15 protein-coding genes are annotated in these 19364 nt (G+C 45.3%); 1 reads left to right on the top strand and 14 read right to left on the bottom strand.

The window, feature by feature from the left end; genetic code table 11:
* Positions 1-160: 160 nt before the first annotated feature.
* The 4 genes from MHB71_RS28290 to argC form a co-directional block, all read right to left on the bottom strand.
* Positions 161-1414 carry an aspartate aminotransferase family protein gene (locus MHB71_RS28290; protein ID WP_340028266.1) on the bottom strand — a complete coding sequence of 418 codons (1254 nt, stop codon included), beginning with the start codon at positions 1412-1414 and terminating at the stop codon, positions 161-163.
* A 406-nt stretch (positions 1415-1820) separates the two neighbouring features.
* A complete protein-coding gene (argB, locus tag MHB71_RS28285) occupies positions 1821-2660 on the bottom strand; it encodes an acetylglutamate kinase (RefSeq protein ID WP_127551507.1) in 840 nt (279 codons plus the stop codon).
* A 335-nt stretch (positions 2661-2995) separates the two neighbouring features.
* Positions 2996-4234 carry a bifunctional glutamate N-acetyltransferase/amino-acid acetyltransferase ArgJ gene (gene argJ / locus MHB71_RS28280; protein ID WP_340028265.1) on the bottom strand — a complete coding sequence of 413 codons (1239 nt, stop codon included), beginning with the start codon at positions 4232-4234 and terminating at the stop codon, positions 2996-2998.
* 132 nt (positions 4235-4366) lie between these two features.
* Complete coding sequence (gene argC / locus MHB71_RS28275; RefSeq protein WP_036612448.1) at positions 4367-5416, bottom strand: N-acetyl-gamma-glutamyl-phosphate reductase; 1050 nt, start codon at positions 5414-5416, stop codon at positions 4367-4369.
* Positions 5417-5746: 330 nt separating this feature from the next.
* On the opposite strand from argC, the gene cls reads away from it, so the two are divergent.
* Positions 5747-7195, top strand: coding sequence for a cardiolipin synthase (gene cls / locus MHB71_RS28270; protein WP_340028264.1), 1449 nt, complete (start codon positions 5747-5749; stop codon positions 7193-7195).
* Between the two features lie 280 nt (positions 7196-7475).
* On the opposite strand, the gene MHB71_RS28265 is transcribed toward cls, so the two are convergent.
* The 10 genes from MHB71_RS28265 to MHB71_RS28220 all read right to left on the bottom strand — a co-directional run bounded on the left by MHB71_RS28265 (position 7476) and on the right by MHB71_RS28220 (position 19283).
* Positions 7476-8384, bottom strand: a complete 909-nt coding sequence (locus MHB71_RS28265; RefSeq protein ID WP_076209832.1) for a YitT family protein — start codon at positions 8382-8384, stop codon at positions 7476-7478.
* Between the two features lie 132 nt (positions 8385-8516).
* A protein-coding gene (prfB, locus tag MHB71_RS28260) for a peptide chain release factor 2 (protein ID WP_101313559.1) occupies positions 8517-9630 on the bottom strand; the annotation gives its coding sequence in 2 pieces (ribosomal slippage) (positions 8517-9557 and positions 9559-9630; 1113 coding nt in all).
* A gap of 242 nt (positions 9631-9872) precedes the next feature.
* Complete coding sequence (gene secA, locus MHB71_RS28255) at positions 9873-12377, bottom strand: preprotein translocase subunit SecA (RefSeq protein ID WP_047840658.1); 2505 nt, start codon at positions 12375-12377, stop codon at positions 9873-9875.
* Positions 12378-13165: 788 nt separating this feature from the next.
* Complete coding sequence (gene raiA, locus MHB71_RS28250; protein WP_047840659.1) at positions 13166-13729, bottom strand: ribosome-associated translation inhibitor RaiA; 564 nt, start codon at positions 13727-13729, stop codon at positions 13166-13168.
* Positions 13730-14150: 421 nt separating this feature from the next.
* Positions 14151-14348, bottom strand: coding sequence for a cold shock domain-containing protein (locus MHB71_RS28245; protein WP_024631599.1), 198 nt, complete (start codon positions 14346-14348; stop codon positions 14151-14153).
* Between the two features lie 390 nt (positions 14349-14738).
* Positions 14739-15074: a hypothetical protein gene (locus tag MHB71_RS28240; protein WP_340028263.1), complete on the bottom strand. Its 336-nt coding sequence runs from the start codon at positions 15072-15074 to the stop codon at positions 14739-14741.
* Positions 15067-15462 carry a flagellar export chaperone FliS gene (fliS, locus tag MHB71_RS28235; protein WP_338707158.1) on the bottom strand — a complete coding sequence of 132 codons (396 nt, stop codon included), beginning with the start codon at positions 15460-15462 and terminating at the stop codon, positions 15067-15069. The genes MHB71_RS28240 and fliS overlap by 8 nt, the downstream gene beginning before the upstream one ends.
* Positions 15463-15491: 29 nt before the next feature.
* Positions 15492-17048: a flagellar filament capping protein FliD gene (fliD, locus tag MHB71_RS28230; protein ID WP_340028262.1), complete on the bottom strand. Its 1557-nt coding sequence runs from the start codon at positions 17046-17048 to the stop codon at positions 15492-15494.
* Between the two features lie 36 nt (positions 17049-17084).
* The gene (locus MHB71_RS28225; protein ID WP_340028261.1) at positions 17085-17471 is read right to left on the bottom strand and encodes a flagellar protein FlaG; all 387 of its coding nucleotides are present in this window, start codon (positions 17469-17471) and stop codon (positions 17085-17087) included.
* Between the two features lie 135 nt (positions 17472-17606).
* Complete coding sequence (locus MHB71_RS28220) at positions 17607-19283, bottom strand: flagellin (RefSeq protein WP_340028260.1); 1677 nt, start codon at positions 19281-19283, stop codon at positions 17607-17609.
* Positions 19284-19364 lie beyond the last annotated feature (81 nt).

The raw sequence follows: 19364 nt of genomic DNA, 5'->3' as shown, positions 1-19364 counted from the left end.
TGGGCAGAAGAGAGAGCAACATTGACACTTTGTCTTGGTGCTTCTCAAGTTTATTCTTTTCCGCCTTCTGCAAGTTCACCGCGCGGCTACAGGGATTCATCATCTCGTTCTGCTTCGAGGCCGGTAATGGCCCCGAGACAGAAAGGTTCTCATTTTTATGTTAGGCTTTCGCCGCTACGTGCTCTTCGATCAATGTGGCTACCAAGGATACCGCCTCGTCGATCTCTTCTTTGCTCACATACAGGTTCGGAAGCAAACGGATCACATTCGGTCCTGCAGAGACAAACAAAATCCCGCGTTTTTGCCCAGCAAGTACAATATCACCTACCGGCTCAGCACATTCTATGCCGACCAACAATCCCAAGCCACGAACCTCTTTTACAAAGGAATTACCCGCCAAACGATTCCGCAGGGAGCTCATGAGGTATTCGCCCATCTCCGCTGCGCGCTCTGGCAAGCGATCTTCCAGCATTGTTTCGATTGTTGCTATCACAACGGATGAAGCAAGTGGTGTTCCGCCAAATGTTGTCGCATGGCTACCTGGCGTGAACGCATCCCGCAGGAAACCTTTACCCAGCATTGCGCCTACAGGGAAACCACTGCCGATACCTTTGGCAACGGTGAACACGTCTGGCTCAATGCCATAATGTTCGTGTGCAAACAGTTTACCCGTACGTCCCATTCCTGTCTGTACTTCATCAACAATGAGCAACAATCCATTCTCGTCACACAATTTCCGTACATGTTTGACGAATTCCGGTTCAACCGGATATACACCACCCTCGGCCTGAACCATTTCCAGCATAATAGCTGCTGTGTTGGGTCCAATTACCGCTTCAAGAGCAGGGATATCATGCAAAGGTACAGTTACAAATCCGGCTGGCAATGGTAAAAATCCTTCTTTCACCTTATCCTGTCCGGTTGCTGTCAGCGTTGCGAGTGTCCGTCCATGGAAGGACTGGGCAAAGGTGATCACTTTATAGCGATCTGTGCCTTTCACCTTTTGGTGATAACGACGTGCAACTTTGATAGCTGCTTCATTCGCTTCGGCACCACTGTTGCAGAAGAACACTGCATCAGCGCACGTATTGGCTGTCAGCAATGCTGCTGCTTTCTCCTGGCCTGGAATCTGGAACAGGTTGGACACATGCCACAACTCATCAATCTGAGCTTTCAGCTTGGCTCCAACTTTCTCCGGTGCATGGCCCAGGCTAGTTACAGCGAGTCCGCACATGAAATCGAGATAGCGGTTGCCCTGGTCATCCCACAACCAGCTGCCTTTACCTTTGACCAGACTGATTGGATAACGTGCATACGTTTGGAAAAGCGAGCTTTCCGTCTGTGCCGCTGCACCTGTTGCTGTTGCGCCAGCTACCGCTGTGCCAGAACCTGGCAGTTCGTTGCCTTTTGCCATGACCATATCACTCCTTATTGGTTGGTGCAACGGCAATTATATAAGAGCTCTTATTTACACTAGATCACTCCGATTGCGGAACCATCTTCCGAACGTATGCATACTCCACTTCGATGACAGAACAACCTTCCGATCGCTGTTATCCCTGGATTTTTTTTATTCCCTTCAATGGGGAAAATCCTGTGATAAAGGCGAGATGATGCTTACGAAGTAGCTTTCTTTCAGAAAGCTTTTAGCTCCGCTTCTTCAGGTTATTTCTGTCCTCTCCGTTATGCATTTTTATTCTTCAGATTGGTTCTGCACCCTACGATATGTGAGTGTAATATTAGATTTCTTATATAAAAAAGCCGTGCACATATTTTTCTATTTAAATAAGACTATTAAGACCCTAGCGTATCGAGCAATTTTATTGCATACGGATGATTCTAGTTCCGATGATTTCTCCGCCGAGCACTCGGCTCAGGATCTGGGGTTCGCTTCCGTCTACGATGACGACCTCACGTACTTGGCCATGGATACATGCGATTGCTGCACGCACTTTGGGAATCATTCCGCCATAGATTTCTCCGGTCTGGATCATGTCCTCAATCTCTTGTACAGATACGGATGGCAGTACTTTTTTCTCGCCGCCTACGTTCTTCATGATGCCAGGAACGTCTGTCACGACAATCATCCGGCTTACGCCGAGATGAGATGCCACTGCACCCGCAGCTGTATCTGCGTTAATGTTGTAGCGTTGTCCAGTTGCATCTACGCCAACCGGTGCGATAACCGGCATGTATCCCATGTTCACGATACCTTGAATAATCTCTGCGTTCACACCAGTGACATCGCCTACCCAACCGATCTCTGCGTGGTTCGATACGGGCTTCGCCTGAATGAGACCCCCGTCCACGCCGGACAAGCCTAGTGCACGACCGCCCACACGCTGAATCAGGCGCACGATCTGTTTGTTGATACTGCCCGCAAGCACCATCTCCACTACGTCCAGCACAGGTTCAGTCGTTTTGCGCAGGCCATTAACGAATTCGGTTTCGATACCAAGCTTCGCCAGGTTATCTGAGATCGCAGGACCTCCACCATGCACGATTACCGGCTGCGTGCCCTGAGACTGCAAATCACGCAGATCCGCAAAGAAAGACTCGGGCAATGCTGCCAGCGTGCTGCCTCCACATTTCATGACAAACATCTGTTTCTCTGTGCTCGCTTCCGTTGCGGTACTCTCGTTTGGCATTGTTGAATTCATGAGGGCAAGCTCCTATCATAGTAAAAATTATATTCAAAAAAATATAACACTTTTATAAGGTGACGAAGGCTGGTAGGAGTCCATTCCGAATTCGGATTGTTCTTTCAATCGCTGTTGTCTCCAGGTTTCTTGAATTATCCCTATATAGGGGAACACCCGGAGACAAAGGCGACCGCTCCGCTTCTGCAGAATCAATTCCGTCTTCTCCATTACTATCGCTATATGTCCAACACCAAACAACAAGTTTAAATTTTATTGATAATTTTGAAACATCTCACGAAACAGCTTCACAATAGAAGACAGCTGTTTCGCAAAACCTTTACCCCAAAGGTTTATTACGTGCGGTATGCTGCGTTAATTCGGACGTAGTCATACGTCAGGTCACAGCCCCAGGCTGTTGCTGTTCCTTCGCCGTGGTGCAAATCCACCACGATGCGAACTGTATCAGTCTGCAAATAGGCCAATGCCGCTTCTTCGTCAAACACGACTGGGCGGGACTGCGCAAGTACCGAAATATCTCCCAAACGGATATCTACGGTATCCGGGTTCACCGGCTGTCCTGCACGCCCTACGGCTGCAATAATCCGTCCCCAATTGGCGTCAGCGCCAAACATGGCTGATTTCACAAGACTCGAACCGATGACAGTTTTCGCGATTGCTTGCGCGGATTCATCACTTACCGCACCTGTAACTTCTACCTCAACCAGTTTGGTTGCTCCTTCACCATCACGAGCAATGGCTTTGGCCAGCACTTGGCATACATAGGTAAATCCAGCTGCAAAAGCGTCCCAATCCGGGTGCTCCATCGTCAGCTCTTCATTGCCTGCATAACCACTGGACATAGCTACCAGCATGTCGTTTGTACTTGTATCCCCATCAACGGTAATCATGTTAAATGTATGATTGGTTGCCTGGCGCAGCAGGCGCTGCAACGCTTCTGCACCAATGACCGCGTCAGAGGTCATGAAAGCGAGCATTGTCGCCATATTCGGATGAATCATACCCGAGCCTTTGGCGGCTCCCGCAATCGTAACCGTCTTGCCGTTAACTATAACGGAGACGCAAGCTTCCTTTTTCACCAAATCCGTTGTCAGAATCGCTTGTGAAAATTGCTCCGCCTCATTCGACTCCTTGCCCATATGCGCTGGAAGTCCGGTGACGCCTGAATGTACAGCATCCATCTTGAGCAATTCACCAATGACACCTGTGGATGCCACAGCCACGTCCTCTTCTGCCACACCCAACTCACGCGCAGCCGCCGAACGCATCGCATAAGCATCTTCTTCACCTTGTTGCCCTGTACATGCATTGGCGTTGCCGCTGTTAACGATAACAGCCTGAAGGCGTCCGTTGCTCAAGCTTTCGCGCGTTACTTTGAGTGGTGCGGCCTGAAACACATTCGTTGTGTATACAGCAGCAGCTGTAGCCGGTACATCACAGCGGATCGCTCCGATGTCATTGCGAGATGTCTTTTTCAATCCGCAGTGAAGTCCACCAGCAGTGAATCCCCCAGGGGTTACAATTGTTCCGTTCTCAACCACGGTAAATTTCTGTTGCTCCACATTCGTTCCCATATCATATCCCCCGTATGCGTTCAGCTATATGCCGATGATCCGCCTGCTTAACCCTGATCCGATCTCCCTAAGTTAACTCCAAGAATGCACTCTTACGTCCATTGTTCCAATGCTCTTCTTGAATTCCATCTCTTATGGATATACCGGTGTCATGTTCAGCCCGAGGTTCTCCTCCCATCCCATCATCAGGTTCATATTTTGAATCGCTTGCCCGGAAGCACCCTTCACCAGGTTGTCGATGACCGAAATAATCGTTAAACGCCCTGTGCGAGGATCCACCGCAAATCCGATATCACAATAGTTGGATCCGTACACTTCTTTGGTAGAAGGCCAGATGCCCGGTTCACGTACACGTACGAAAGGTCGGTTCTCATAATATTTGCGGTACAAATCCACGATCTCCCGGTCGCTGTGTTCCCCAACGAGGTTTGCATACATCGTACTCATAATTCCACGTGTCATTGGCACCAGATGTGTTGTGAAGGTAACTGTAACAGGCGTTCCCGTTATATTGCCAAGCACTTGTTCGATCTCGGGAATATGTTGATGTTTATTCAGTTTATAGGCTTTGAGATTCTCGTTCATCTCTGCATAATGGTACGACAGATGGGTTCCACGTCCTGCACCGGATACGCCCGATTTGGCATCAATAATAATAGTTGAAGGATCAATCCAGCCTGCCTCTACTGCAGGGATCAGTCCAAGAAGTGTAGCCGTTGGATAACAACCTGGGTTGGATATAAAATTCTGCCCCTTCACTTCTTCGCCATACACCTCAGCCATGCCGTATACCGCTTGTTCCAGCAAATCAGCTGGAGGCGCCGGATGTTTGTACCACTCTTCGTACACTGTTCCATCCTTAAGTCTGAAATCGCCAGACAGGTCAATCACCTTAAGTCCTGCTGCCAGCAGGCTTGGTACGAGCTTAGCACTTACGCCGGACGGGGTCGCTGTGAATACCAGATCCGCACGACTCGCAATTTCAGCCGGATCTACACCGTCGAGTGGCCTGTGAATCACGCCCGTCAAATGCGGAAATCCATCTGCGATGGACTCACCACTGCTCGATGATGAGATCACCGATGTGATTTCAACCAGCGGATGGTTCTGGAAAAAACGAATCAGCTCCACCCCGCCGTAGCCGGTGGAACCGACGATTGCTACTTTTAATTTGTTATTCACTCTCGCTCCCCCAATCTCGATGTATGCGCTACTTGTGCTATGTCCTTGCCTGAAGGATACTTGAACACAGCAATTCCGTCGCTTATATGCATATTTGTGTATTATTATACGACTCTGGTTATATAAATACAACACTCTATCATCAATTTCACATGGATTTTCATCCAATCCGAACATATCTTTTTTTCTCATCCGGGACGAATAGGTATACATCTGTTAAAATACGTATTAGTAGGAAACATTACAATCAGGGTCTCATTCATAACTAACCTGCTACCAAGGACATATGAATAGATTCATGATGGTCATTATGAGACGTGGGGGACTATAGTGCATATCGAATCCATTTTACTTATTGTACTCCTTGGCCTGAATATTATTTTTGCGGCAGCAGTCGTTTTCTTCGAACGGAAGGATGCCAGCGCTTCATGGGCTTGGCTGCTCGTCTTGAACTTTATTCCAGTGTTTGGGTTTGTACTTTATCTTTTAACCGGTCAGAACCTGACCCGATACCGGCTTTTCCAGTGGAAAGAACGTAAGAAGCTCGGGCTAGAGGAACGTATTGAAGCCCAGCTCACGCAGTTGCACGATAACCGCACACCTTTCCGCAACCAAGCAACCGAGACTAGCCAGGACATGATCTATATGAACCTGAAGCAGAACGGTGCTCTGGTGACGGAAGATAATGCGGTCGAGATCATTACGGATGGAACAGATAAATTCCAGCGGCTCTTGGATGACATCGAAGCGGCTCAGGATCACGTGCACGTACAATACTACATTTATAGAGGCGACCGTCTGGGCAAAAGAATTCGAGATGCACTCATCCGCAAAGCGCGGGAAGGCATCAAAGTTCGTTTGCTGTATGACGCGCTCGGATCACGGCGGGTATCAAAACGCTTTTTCAAAGAATTGCGCGAAGCAGGCGGTTTGGTTGAAGTCTTTTTCCCTTCCAAATTCAGTCTGATCAACTTACGTATGAACTACCGGAACCACCGAAAGATTGTCATCATCGATGGTAACCTGGGGTACACGGGCGGATTTAACGTTGGAGATGAGTATCTTGGCTTGAACTCGAAATTCGGTTACTGGCGTGACACACATCTGCGCATTCAAGGGAATGCCGTTCATGCTCTGCAGACCCGTTTTCTCCTGGATTGGAATGAAGCGTCCAAACAACACGACACACCTTATGTTCCGTCGCATTTCCCTCATATTGAGGGTACAGGAAAGATTGCCATGCAGATTGTCTCCAGTGGACCGGATGCAGAGACTGAACATATCAAGAACAGTTATCTTAAGATGATTAACGGGGCCAAACAATCGATTCTGATTCAAACGCCTTATTTTATCCCGGATGCCAGTGTATTCGAAGCTATTCGTCTCGCGTGTCTGTCCGGCATAGATGTTCGCATTATGATTCCAAATAAGCCCGACCACGCCTTTGTATATTGGGCTACGCTATCTTATATTGGTGAGTTGCTAAAAGTGGGCGCCAAAGTATTTATATATGATAATGGCTTCATTCATGCCAAAACACTTATCATTGACAGTTTGGTTGCATCCGTGGGAACCGCCAATATTGACTACCGTAGTTTCCGGTTGAACTTTGAGGTTAATGCTTTTATGTACGATGAAGCGATTGCGACAGCACTTGTACAAACCTTTGAGCACGACCTGCATGTATCGCGGGAGATGACGCTTGATGAATACCAAAAACGCAGTCTGATCATTCGCTTCAAAGAAGCGATTTCCCGTCTGTTGTCTCCGATTCTGTAGTGGTGGCACTCCGATGACAGAACATCCTTCCGATCGCTGTTATCCCCAGATTTTTTTGATTCCCTATTCTAAAGGGGAAAATCCGGGGATAAAGGCGAACGTTCCACTTCTTCAGGATATTTCTGTCCTCTCCGTTATGTGAAATGTTAAGTTGAACTTTTAATAATAGAAAAGCAGGTACTCCCTCTCCGTTATCTCAGAGGAGGGCGTACCTGCTTTTTTTCTTAAATTTTCAAACTTATGAGCCTATATTGGCTCACTCATTATATTTTCAACCAGTTCACACATGCTCTCCCCGCTTAAAACCTTCACCAAGCACTTCATGCGCGTTACTGATAATGACAAAAGCTCCCGGGTCCACAGACCGGATCAATGCCTTGAGTCTTGGCACTTCATTTTGCCCAACCACTACCATCAGTACGGTTCGTTGGTCGTCGGTGTAACCGCCTTTTGCCTCCAGCTTTGTTAATCCACGATCCAAGTCATCCAGAATCACTTTGCTAATCGCTTCGGTCTGGTTGGAGATAATATAAGCCACCTTGGAAAAGCCCAGCCCCATCTCAACGGCATCGATCACTTTACCGGTAACATACAACCCAATCAGCGCATAGAGAGACTGCTCCAATGACAGCACAAATGCAGCCATAATAATAACCGTAGCATCCATGATGACTACACACAATGAGTAACTCAGTCCACTGTATTTCTGTACGATTCTGGCAAGAATGCTCATGCCACCTGTTGACCCTCTACCTCTATATACAATTCCAATCCCTAAACCAACGCCAATCCCACCATACAGTGAACCAAGTAGTGGATTCGTTGTTGGAATGGCCCAATCCTTCGTCAGATAAACTAACAGTGGCAGGACAATACTGCCCAATACGGAGCGAACACCATACTGCTTACCAATAAGCAGGAAACCAGCGATCAAAAGTGGGATATTAATTGCCCATTGGGTATATGCCGGCTCCCAATTAAGCCACTCCTTGCCCAGGATCGATAACCCGGACACCCCACCCGAAGCAATCTGATTCGGTAATAAAAATAAATTAAAGGCCACGGCAATTAAAAACGAACCTAAAATGATAGATACCGTATCCACGACGTTTCTCCATGGACCATTGAGTGGAATGAGGCTAGTTATCCTCTTTTTGCGATTATTGTGAAGTTGTGATCGTTGTTGCATGTTCTCGTGCTCTCCTTTTATGTGACTGATCAGTTGTTCGCTCATTTTTTCTATCCTATAAAATTATTCAAAAAAAAGCTCCCGTATACACCAGCATACGCCTACACGTATGGGTCCATACAGGAACTTATATTAATCGGTTTCTACTTTAATCTGGCTACGCAAATAACCATCGATGAATGCATCGAGGTCGCCGTCCATTACTGCCCCTGTATTTCCAGTCTCTACGCTTGTACGGTGATCCTTTACCATACTATAGGGATGGAACACATAGGAGCGAATCTGGCTACCCCATGAAATATCCGACTGATCTCCTCGGATTTCATCCAGCTGTTGTTTTTGCTCTTCAATTTTACGCTCATACAATTTCGAACGAAGCATCTTCATCGCCCGCTCACGGTTCTTGATCTGTGAACGTTCATTCTGACACGTTACAACTACACCTGTCGGAAGGTGGGTAATCCGCACGGCTGAGTCGGTGGTATTGATATGCTGTCCACCCGCGCCACTCGCACGGTAGGTATCAATCTTGAGATCCTCTGTTCGAATGTCCAATTCAATCGTATCATCAATCTCAGGAACCACATCACATGATACGAAGGACGTATGTCTACGGCCCGATGAGTCAAAAGGAGAGATCCGCACCAGTCGGTGTACACCCTTCTCGGCTTTCAGATAACCATAAGCATTGTGCCCCTTGATCGATAGCGTGACGCTCTTGATCCCCGCCTCATCTCCTGGCAGATAATCCAGCACCTCAACCTTGAAGCCACGCTTCTCGGACCAACGTGTGTACATCCGGAGTAACATTTGTCCCCAGTCCTGTGACTCGGTACCACCTGCCCCCGGATGAAGCTCTAGAATGGCATCCATCTTATCATACGGCTGGTTCAGGAGCAGCTGAAGTTCGAACTCTGCCACCTTGCTCACGATCGCTGTGACGCTTCTACCGATCTCTGCAGCGAGGTCTTCGTCGCCTTCCTCGTCAGCCAGTTCTACCATCATCACCGCATCATCATAGTCCTGTTGGAGTTTGGTGTATTGATCCACAGATCCCTTCACCGCATTTAGCTCAGCGATTACGGATTGCGCCTTGTCACTATCGTCCCAGAAATCGGGGGCAGACATCTTCACTTCGAAGTTGCCGATCATCTCTTGCTTCAGATCTAAGTCAAAGAGACCCCCTAAGGTTTGTTAGTTTTTTGCCTATTTCACGCAGGTCATGCTTCACGTTTGGATCGATCATGTGCAATTCCTCTTTTCATTAAGATAAGCTCCCCGCATCCAGGGCATCCCTCCAGATCAAGCATCCGATGCGTCACCCTGGTGTTGAGACTACTGTTGTATCAGTATATCTCTTCCCCGTGATCATGGTCATATTATTATAACTATGCACCATTAATCGGTTTTGCATCCTTCACTTCATCCTATGGAATACCCGGCTGCAAGGAGCCATTCATGTCATTCGTGTATAAATGAACCCTTCAACTACTCTTGACCGTGGCAGTGTTTGAACTTCTTGCCACTACCGCATGGGCATGGATCGTTACGTCCGATTTGGTCAGAAACCTTCACTGGACGTTTCTCAGCAGGTTCACCGCTTGTCGAGATCTGACTTTCCTCAACAACCGCTTGACGCTCCTGATTGCTCTCGATCTGTGCTCTCATCACATAAGTCGCTACTTCTTCTTGAATCGAAGCGATCATCTGATGGAACATCTCGAAGCCTTCGAACTGGTACTCACGCAGTGGATCTGTACCGCCGTAGGCACGAAGGTGGATACCTTGACGCAATTGATCCATTGCATCAATATGATCCATCCACTTGCTGTCTACTGCACGGAGCACAACCACTTTCTCGAACTCACGAACCATCTCTTCGCCAATTCGCTCTTCACGTGCATTGTACTTGTTCTGAACTTTCGTGAACAGGAACTCGATGATCTCTTCTGCTTCCTTACCCCACAGATCATCTTTAGTTATGGAACCATCGTCCAGCAATTTGCTGTTCATGTAATCAGCAACTTCCTGAAGCTCCCAGTTTTCCGGGATATCGTCACTACAATGTGCTTCAACGATACGTTCAATGGAAGGCTTGATCATATCCATAACGATCTGTTTGATATTTTCGGACTCCAGTACCTCGCGGCGCTGTTTATATATAATTTCACGTTGTTGGTTCATTACATCATCATATTGGAGAACGACTTTACGCACGTCAAAGTTGTTACCTTCAACACGCTTCTGCGCTGATTCTACTGCACGGGTAATCATCCGGCTCTCGATCGGTTGGTCTTCTTCAAAACCAAGACGCTCCATCATGTTCAATACATTGTCTGCACCGAAACGTCTCATCAATTCATCACCCAGTGACAGGTAGAATTGTGTTGAACCCGGGTCACCTTGACGTCCCGCACGGCCACGTAGCTGATTATCAATCCGGCGTGATTCGTGACGCTCTGTACCGATGATATGAAGGCCGCCTACTTCAGCTACACCATCACCCAAGATAATATCTGTACCCCGTCCTGCCATGTTGGTTGCAATCGTTACTGCACCCGCTTGACCAGCTCCTGAGATGATCTCTGCTTCTTCCGCGTGGTACTTGGCGTTCAGTACCTGGTGTTTGACACCACGGCGTTTAAGCATGTCAGACAGGCGTTCAGAGTTCTCAATGGACACTGTACCTACCAGAATCGGTTGATTCTTACTGTGGCGTGCCACGATCTCTTCTACAACGGCATTGAACTTGCCATCGATGCTCTTGTACACGACATCTGCCATGTCATCCCGCTTGTTTGGGCGGTTGGTTGGAATTTGCAGTACTTCGAGACCGTAGATTTTTTTAAACTCTTCTTCCTCGGTTTTCGCTGTACCCGTCATACCCGCAAGTTTACGGTACATCCGGAAATAGTTCTGGAAGGTAATCGTAGCAAGCGTCATGCTCTCATTTTGTACTTCAATGCCTTCTTTGGCTTCAATCGCTTGGTGCAATCCATCACTGTAACGACGTCCAGACATCAGACGACCTGTGAATTCATCGACGATCATGACTTCCTCATCACTGACAACATAATCCACGTCACGACGCATGATTGCATTAGCTTTCAAGCCCTGTACAATGTGATGGTTGAGAGTTACATTGGCATGATCATACAAGTTCTCGATACCAAATGCTTTCTCTGCTTTTGCCACGCCCGCCTCAGTCAACGCTACGGATTTCACCTTAATGTCTACCGTAAAGTCTTCTTCCGGCACCAAACGTTTCACAAAACGATCTGCTGCATAGTACATATCCGTCGACTTCTGAGCTTGTCCAGAGATAATGAGTGGCGTACGCGCCTCATCGACCAAGATGGAGTCTACTTCATCAATGATACAGAAGAACAATGGACGTTGTACCATTTGCTCTTTGTACAGCACCATGTTGTCACGTAGATAGTCAAAACCAAACTCATTGTTCGTTCCGTACGTAATATCACATGCATACGCATGTTGTTTCAAAGCATGGTCCATACCGCTCAGGTTAACCCCTACCGACATGCCCATGAATTCATAGATTTGTCCCATTTCCTGGCTATCCCGTTGTGCCAAGTAGTCATTGACCGTGACCACGTGTACACCTTTGGACATTAACGCGTTCAGATATACCGGAAGTGTTCCTACCAGCGTTTTACCTTCACCCGTTTTCATCTCGGAAATACGGCCTTCATGCAGAGCGATACCGCCCAGCATCTGTACATCGTAGTGACGTTTGCCCAGTACACGACGTGATGCCTCACGTACAGTTGCAAATGCCTCTGGAAGAAGCTCATCTGTTGTTTCTCCCTTTTCAATACGAGCACGGTATTCGTCCGTTTTACCTTTCAGTTGTTCATCAGACAACGCCTGAAATTGTGGTTCCAGTTTATTGATCACATCGACCGTCTTCATCAGACGTTTAACATCACGTTCATTCATGTCGCCGAAGATCTTTTTGACAAGTCCTAGCATGGTATACCCCTTTCGTGCAAAACAGAATAGACCCCCTGTTGCCGCCACGCGACACCATCGGATGGATGTTGCATCCACTTGCCCGGGGGTGACAAACAATATAAAAAGTAATATGGATGAATCAACTCCAGGCTTGCCAAGGGTTCCTCATGAAGCTGATTCGGTATTCAAACGGATTCGGTTATTAAAAAGTAGCCGAAGCCCGAGCCTTGCGAATCATGTTCATGGTGCTGTGCCTGTCATTGATTATGATTAGCGATCATTCGTTGACAATTCCTCATCAGGACAATGATTCTCTTTGCATAAATTGTAACAGTTTGTAAGAGCCGCCGCAACACGCCACGGCACACTTCTTTGAACTTCTGAGACATATCAAATGGAGTTTAAGTGCAAAAAATCATAGTCGTTAGCGGAAGCGTTCGATTGTCATGTTTCGTTTTGCAGGATAGACAGCCCTGTCAACGAATTTTGATGGTAAATTTGGATGGAAATCTCAATATCCAGTTCTCGAATGTAGGTATACGAATATTTTCGTGAGCATCGGAATCTGGTGATAAACTTGTACCAATTATGATTATTCTTACTATCTATTAGACGCAACAGCATAGGGAATAGTTTCACCATTTTATTTCCAAAGGTGATTTCCCAGCTTCTCTACGCACAAAAGAGCCCCATCCCCTAAGGGATGGAAGCTCTTGTTAAGTCCAATCCAGGAAACTACAGTCCCTGTCTTCATTATTATTAGATATTCATACGCATGTCCGTTCCGATGATCCTGTACGTTAATATTAACCTTGTTCGATCAATCCGTACTTACCATCGTTCCGTTTGTAAACAACGCTAACTTCTTCACTGTCAATGTTGGAGAATACGAAGAAATTGTGACCAACCATGTTCATTTGGAGGATGGCCTCTTCCACGTCCATTGGTTTCAACATAAAGCGTTTCGTCCGTACAACTTCCAGATCATCGTCATCCGTGTCCGCATCCAGTTCAGCTGTAGCTACAGTACCTGTTGGATCTTCAACGAAGAGTGTTTTCAGGCTGCCTTCCTGGCGGAACTTACGGTTAATTTTTGTTTTGTGTTTGCGGATCTGACGTTCCAGCTTGTCCACCACGGAGTCAATAGATGCGTACATATCGTCGCTCTCATCCTCGGCGCGGAGCACAATGCCTTTCAAAGGGATCGTCACCTCTACCGTATGCAAACCTCTCGTCGTGCTCAATGTAACAGCACCGTCAGAGTTAAGGGGTGCATCGAAATACTTCTCGAGTCTACTCAACTTTTTGTCGACATAATCCTTCAAAGCATCAGTAACCTCGATTTGTTGACCTCGAATACTTAAATTCATAGGGCACTCCTCCTTTTTCCTTTGCCACTTCATTATAACACGAATGTAAGCGCCATGTAAAAACTCCCGGTGACCGAATAATGACATCTGTTCAAGCCACATCTGCCAACGTAGGCATAACGCCATATTTCGCGATATTTCATCATATTCAGCCCTAATCGTATATTTACATGGTATGTCTTATTAGGCGCTTGATGATGTATTTAACCGTTTTTGAGCTACCTCAATCTAATATGTAAAATGAACTTCAATCTGTCTCTTGAATCTATTAAATTTAATAGAAAAATGTTCCTGGGATGATTCTCAAATTTCTAATCTATTGAATCAAAAAAAGACCCCGGAAAGTACCGGAGTCTGATGCTAGCGATAATTCAATTTGGTAACCATCTAACCATATATGTAGGTCGGATTGTCCGGATGATTATAATTTGATTACGTTAGCTGCTTGCGGTCCACGCGCGCCTTCGACGATGTCGAATTCTACGGATTGACCTTCTTCCAAAGTTTTGAATCCTTCGGATTGAATTGCGGAGAAATGTACGAATACGTCGCCGCCGTCTTCAGTCTCAATGAAACCGTAACCTTTTTCTGCGTTGAACCATTTTACTTTACCTTGCATGCACTAACATTCCCTTCGTCATCAAATGAAGTGAAGCTTTCGGCCTTAACCTCTGCCCACAATTCAGATAATACCATCCAAAGTTATCCATTGTCAATTGGAAACGTAAATGTTTTCTTGGAATTTTTTGTAGATTAATTGGGGTTTGTGTTGAAAGGTGGGATATCTTGAATATATCAGGTAATTGGAGGGTTGGTAAGTCTATTTTTGATGTATTAATGATAGACGATTGGATGAGAGTTTACTGTTCAGATAACGAGAAATAGATACACCTTGCGTAGGTAAACATTTCATAATTCCAAATATTAAGAAAATTAAAACAAGATAACACAACAGAAAAAGGACGCAAAATATCCCTCACAGGTATCTTACATCCTTCTGAATTCTTATTTAATATCTTTTTGTGTCTACAATAATACTGTCCACTGCGTAAGACATCTCATATGCATTCTTTTGTACTTTAGCCTGCTTGCGTTGAATGAGCCAGTCTTTTGCTTCTATTTTCAAGCTGTTCATGCGCATCAGAATGGCATGATCATTATCCATAATCTTCTTAAGCCGTGCTTGTTGAGGCACTGAAGCTTCGCGCTGATCCTGCTTTAACATAGAATCAATAATGTTCTGACGCTTGTCCACAAATAGTTCCAATTCATCTGAACTCACCTCATCAATCTGAAGCATGATATCTTGCGTTAGCCGCTCTAGCTCTTTAATCAAATCATCCATGAACGGCTCCAAGTTCAGATGAGGATACCATTTTGCTTGCCTGAACCCAGGTCTCTTTCAACTCTTTCAAATAACCCAAAGCTTCCTCAGCTGGCTCAGCAACCTTCTTCGTATTAGCATCAATAAGAAGATAATTAATATATTCATACAAAGCATTAAGATTCTCTGCAATATCAGAAGAGCGATCCAATGTAACTGATAACTCGCTAACAATGGTTTGTGCTTTTCCAAGATTCAAACTAACCTTCTGATAATCCTTGGCACCCAATCCATCAATCGCTGTCCGTACAAAACGAATAGCCCCATCATATAACATTATCAACAACTGACCTGGTGAAGAGGTCTGAACGGACGACTGACGATATTGATCATATGGAGACTTAATCATATTTACACCCTTTCAATCTTTAAGTTAACTTAGCTGGAGAAGAAACTGGATAAGCTTGAAGCCTGACTTTGATACTTGCTCATAGCCGTTTCCATAGCCGTGAATTGTTTGTAGTAACGATTTTCAAGAGCACTCAGGCGTTTTTCCAAGGCTGTAATCTGAGTATTATAGCCTTTGAGCGTTTTACCCATGACGCTCTCTTCCTTGAATAGACTGTTAACATCACCGCTAAATTTAGTTGTACCGGCACGTTCTGCAACTTTGCTCATTGCTGTATCCATCTCTTTATACATCTTGCCAAAAATAGAGCTATCTGCACCGGCACCCGTACCTTGTAGTAAATCAGAGACCTGCTGAGGATTATCAAGTATGGCTTTTTTAAACTTATCCTCATCCAAGTATATTTTCCCATTTTCGTAATACTTACCACCTGTGATTCCAATACTACTTAGTTCTCCCATTTTCTCGCCCATGATGTTTCTCATCGTTGAAGCTAAGTTCGTAAGGATATCATCGTTTTTAAGAAGACCACTCTTGGCCTTTTCTTCCCACAACTTAATGTCACTTTCTGACATAACGCTACGTTGTTCTGTAGTTAACGGTTGGAAGCTACGATACTTCTCTTCACTAACCTTGGTATTTAACAATTCTAGCATTTTATTATAATCTTCTATAAAGGACTTAACCGTTGAAAGAGCCTTATCAGGATCATTTTGCGTATTGATTGTAAAGGGTTTATCACCATTCAATGTAATTGCACCATTATTCTCCGTAAATGAACTTGCAGTCGTTGAAAGCAAATTCATTTGCACCCCATTGTAAGTAATCACATTACTTGAAGGTGGAGGATCTAACTTCACACCATTGATTAAAACAATAGCATCCTTCGCTACAACCTCATTGATTACTGCAGTAGAGTTTTGCCCAAATAAATCCATTAGCGAATTATTCCCAGCGCCTGGTGCCTCAACCTTAAGTGTGCCTTTAGAGCCTAGATCTTTAGAAGCAATGGTAAACTTTCCTGTCAGTTCATCAAAACTAGCTTTTACGTTTAATTCCGTCTTACTATTGATTTTTGCAATAATAGAAGAGACTGTATCCTGCCCTGTAAAAGTCATTTCTACATCATTAATCTTAATCTTGTATTCTTTTGTATTATCGCTTGCGCCTAAACTTGTAGTTGGCTCTCCAAATTTTATGCCGTTTGCTAATTCAGCTAACGACTGCCTCGAACTATAACCTTGGCCCTTCCCATCGGTTTCTTGAGCTTTCGCAGTAGCAAGCTGCGCAACCGAAACCTCCATTTTAATACCATTAGCTGCTGCACCTGCTTCAGCTTTAACCGCATCCGTATTACCTGTTACAACCGCCTTTTGTGTATTAAGCGCTGTTGATTGTCTATATGTCTGTTGTAGCTTGGTATTACGGAACTCATACATCTTACTATTCAATTCACGATAACTGTCACGTTGCCATTCCAGTGTCGTCTTTTTTTGATTCAATTTATCCAGCGGAGCCCTTTTGGCTGTCATGAGTTCCTTAACCATACTATCGATGTCCATACCGGAAAATCCGTTAATACGCATAAATTCACTCCTCGCTCATTAAGTTACTTTGTACCTTTATACTTTCTCGTCGATCAGGATGCCCGCTATTTCCATCATCTTGGCTACCAGATCCAATGTCTTCTCAGCAGGAATCTCGCGAAGCACTTCTCCCGTTTCCTTGTTCAGCACTTTGACCATGATATCATGAGTCTTCTCGTGAATGCTGATATCCAGCGTTGTCTCTGGACCTTGTAGTGCTTTCACTGCTCTATCAATATTACGGATCAGTAGTTCTTCTCCCATGGATAGATTTAAACCCTGCTTTTCTTTGCTATAGGCTTCTTTCGCTGTCCTGATGTTTACTGTGTCGGTTCCCGCTTGAGAAGCGCCTGCCGGGTGCTGTACCTCGATAGCAGGATTACTTGCAGATGAGGCAGCAGATAAGGAAAATTGAATGTTCACCCTTGAACGACCTCCAAATATTTCGCATTTATATTATATATCGGCGTTTCGCCTGTCCAGCTTTAGGAAATATGTAAAATTCAATAAAAAAACCTTGGATCAGAGATCCAAGGTTTAAGATGAAGCAAGGTGAAATTAACGAAGCAATTGCAGAACACCTTGTGGTTGTTGGTTAGCTTGAGCCAACATAGCTTGAGCTGCTTGAGCCAAGATGTTGTTTTTCGTTTGTTGCATCATTTCTTTAGCCATGTCAACGTCACGGATACGGGATTCAGCAGCTGTCAGGTTCTCAGAAGCTGTTCCCAAGTTGTTGATTGTGTGCTCCAAACGGTTTTGAACAGCACCCAGCTTAGCGCGCTCGCTTGAAACCAGGGAAGTTGCTTTGTCCAGAACATCGATTGCTTTGGAAGCATCTTCACGAGTGGAGATATTCAGAGCTGCTTCAGCCTTGATATCGTTTGTTCCGTTAGTAACGGAGTTCTCTTTCGTGAAACCAGCTTGTCCAGCGTTACCTGTAATACCCAGGGCAGCAGAACGAACATCGTTGATTGTCAAAGACATAGATTGACCAGTGTTAGCACCGATTTGGAACTTCGTGGAGAAGCCTACGCCTTGAGCGCCTGCGCCTACAACTTGCTCAACGTTTTTAACTGCTGACATATCACCTGCAGTAGTAAAAGCCAACCCAGTTGCACTTGCAAGTGGTGTATTAGCACCGTCAGTCAATTTGATATCTTTACCTGTTTCAGAAATGAACTGAATTTTATTATCGGAAGATAATGATGCAGTTACTTTCGAATCAAGACCAGCTTTTTGCAATGCTGCATTAACATCCTTGATCAGATCTTGTCTAGCAGCATCTGCAATATTTTTATCTGTGTTAAAAGTATCATACACTTTAGGGTCAGTGCCTTCATTCAGCTTAACTTCTACTTCACTGTCAGATCCAACTGTGACTTTAAAAGTACTTCCAGCGGCAATTGAAGTATCAGCAGTAGCACCCAATGCTGCAGTTGCTTGCAGACCAGCACGTTCTACAGTACTTGGATCTCCAACTGTTTCAGCTTGAGCTGCCCCTAAACCAATAGCTGCATCAGCAGCTTGGCTGAATTCGATTTTGCTATTTTTACCTTCGGATTTAGCTGTAAATTCAAACCCAGTTGTACCAACTTTGATGTCCACCAAATCAGACAACTTAGTTCCGCCAGATGTTACATTACCCAAAAGATCTGCGTTTGCAGCATCAAAAGCTGTAGTTATAACACCACCAAGGTTAAATGTTTGACCATCAACTTTGATAAAAGTTCCAGTAGCAACTGTACCTGCTGTAACTGCTCCGAGTTCAACTTTTGCACTTGTTGCAGCAGTCAATTTACCGCTTTCGCCTGAACCGATACCACCGTTCAGCAATTTTTGAGTATTGAACTCCGTTGTGTTACCGATACGGTTGATCTCGGAAGTCAGTTGGTTCATTTCGTCTTGCAGAGCTTGACGATCAGAATCAGTGTTCGTTCCGTTAGCAGATTGGTTAGCAATTTCGCGTTGACGTTGCAGGATGGAGTGAGTTTCATTCAAAGCACCCTCAGCTGTTTGGATCAAAGAGATACCGTCTTGAGCGTTACGGGAAGCTTGGTCCAAACCACGGATTTGACCGCGCATTTTTTCGGAAATTGCCAGACCTGCAGCATCGTCACCAGCACGGTTGATACGAAGACCGGAAGACAATTTTTCGATATTTTTGTTAGTGTTAGCAGTGTTTGCAGACAATTGACGGTGTGTGTTCAATGCCGCGATATTATGGTTGATAATCATTAGAGTATTTCCTCCCTGAAAATAAATTAGTTCCACATCCATGTGGTAAACGCCGCGACATTAAGGTCGGCCGCCCTGCCG

Origin of the sequence: Paenibacillus sp. FSL H7-0940 (assembly GCF_037979415.1) — a bacterium.
Lineage (GTDB): Bacteria > Bacillota > Bacilli > Paenibacillales > Paenibacillaceae > Paenibacillus > Paenibacillus amylolyticus.
Note: the sequence above shows the minus strand (reverse complement) of the source record. Positions and strands in the feature narration are given on the sequence as shown.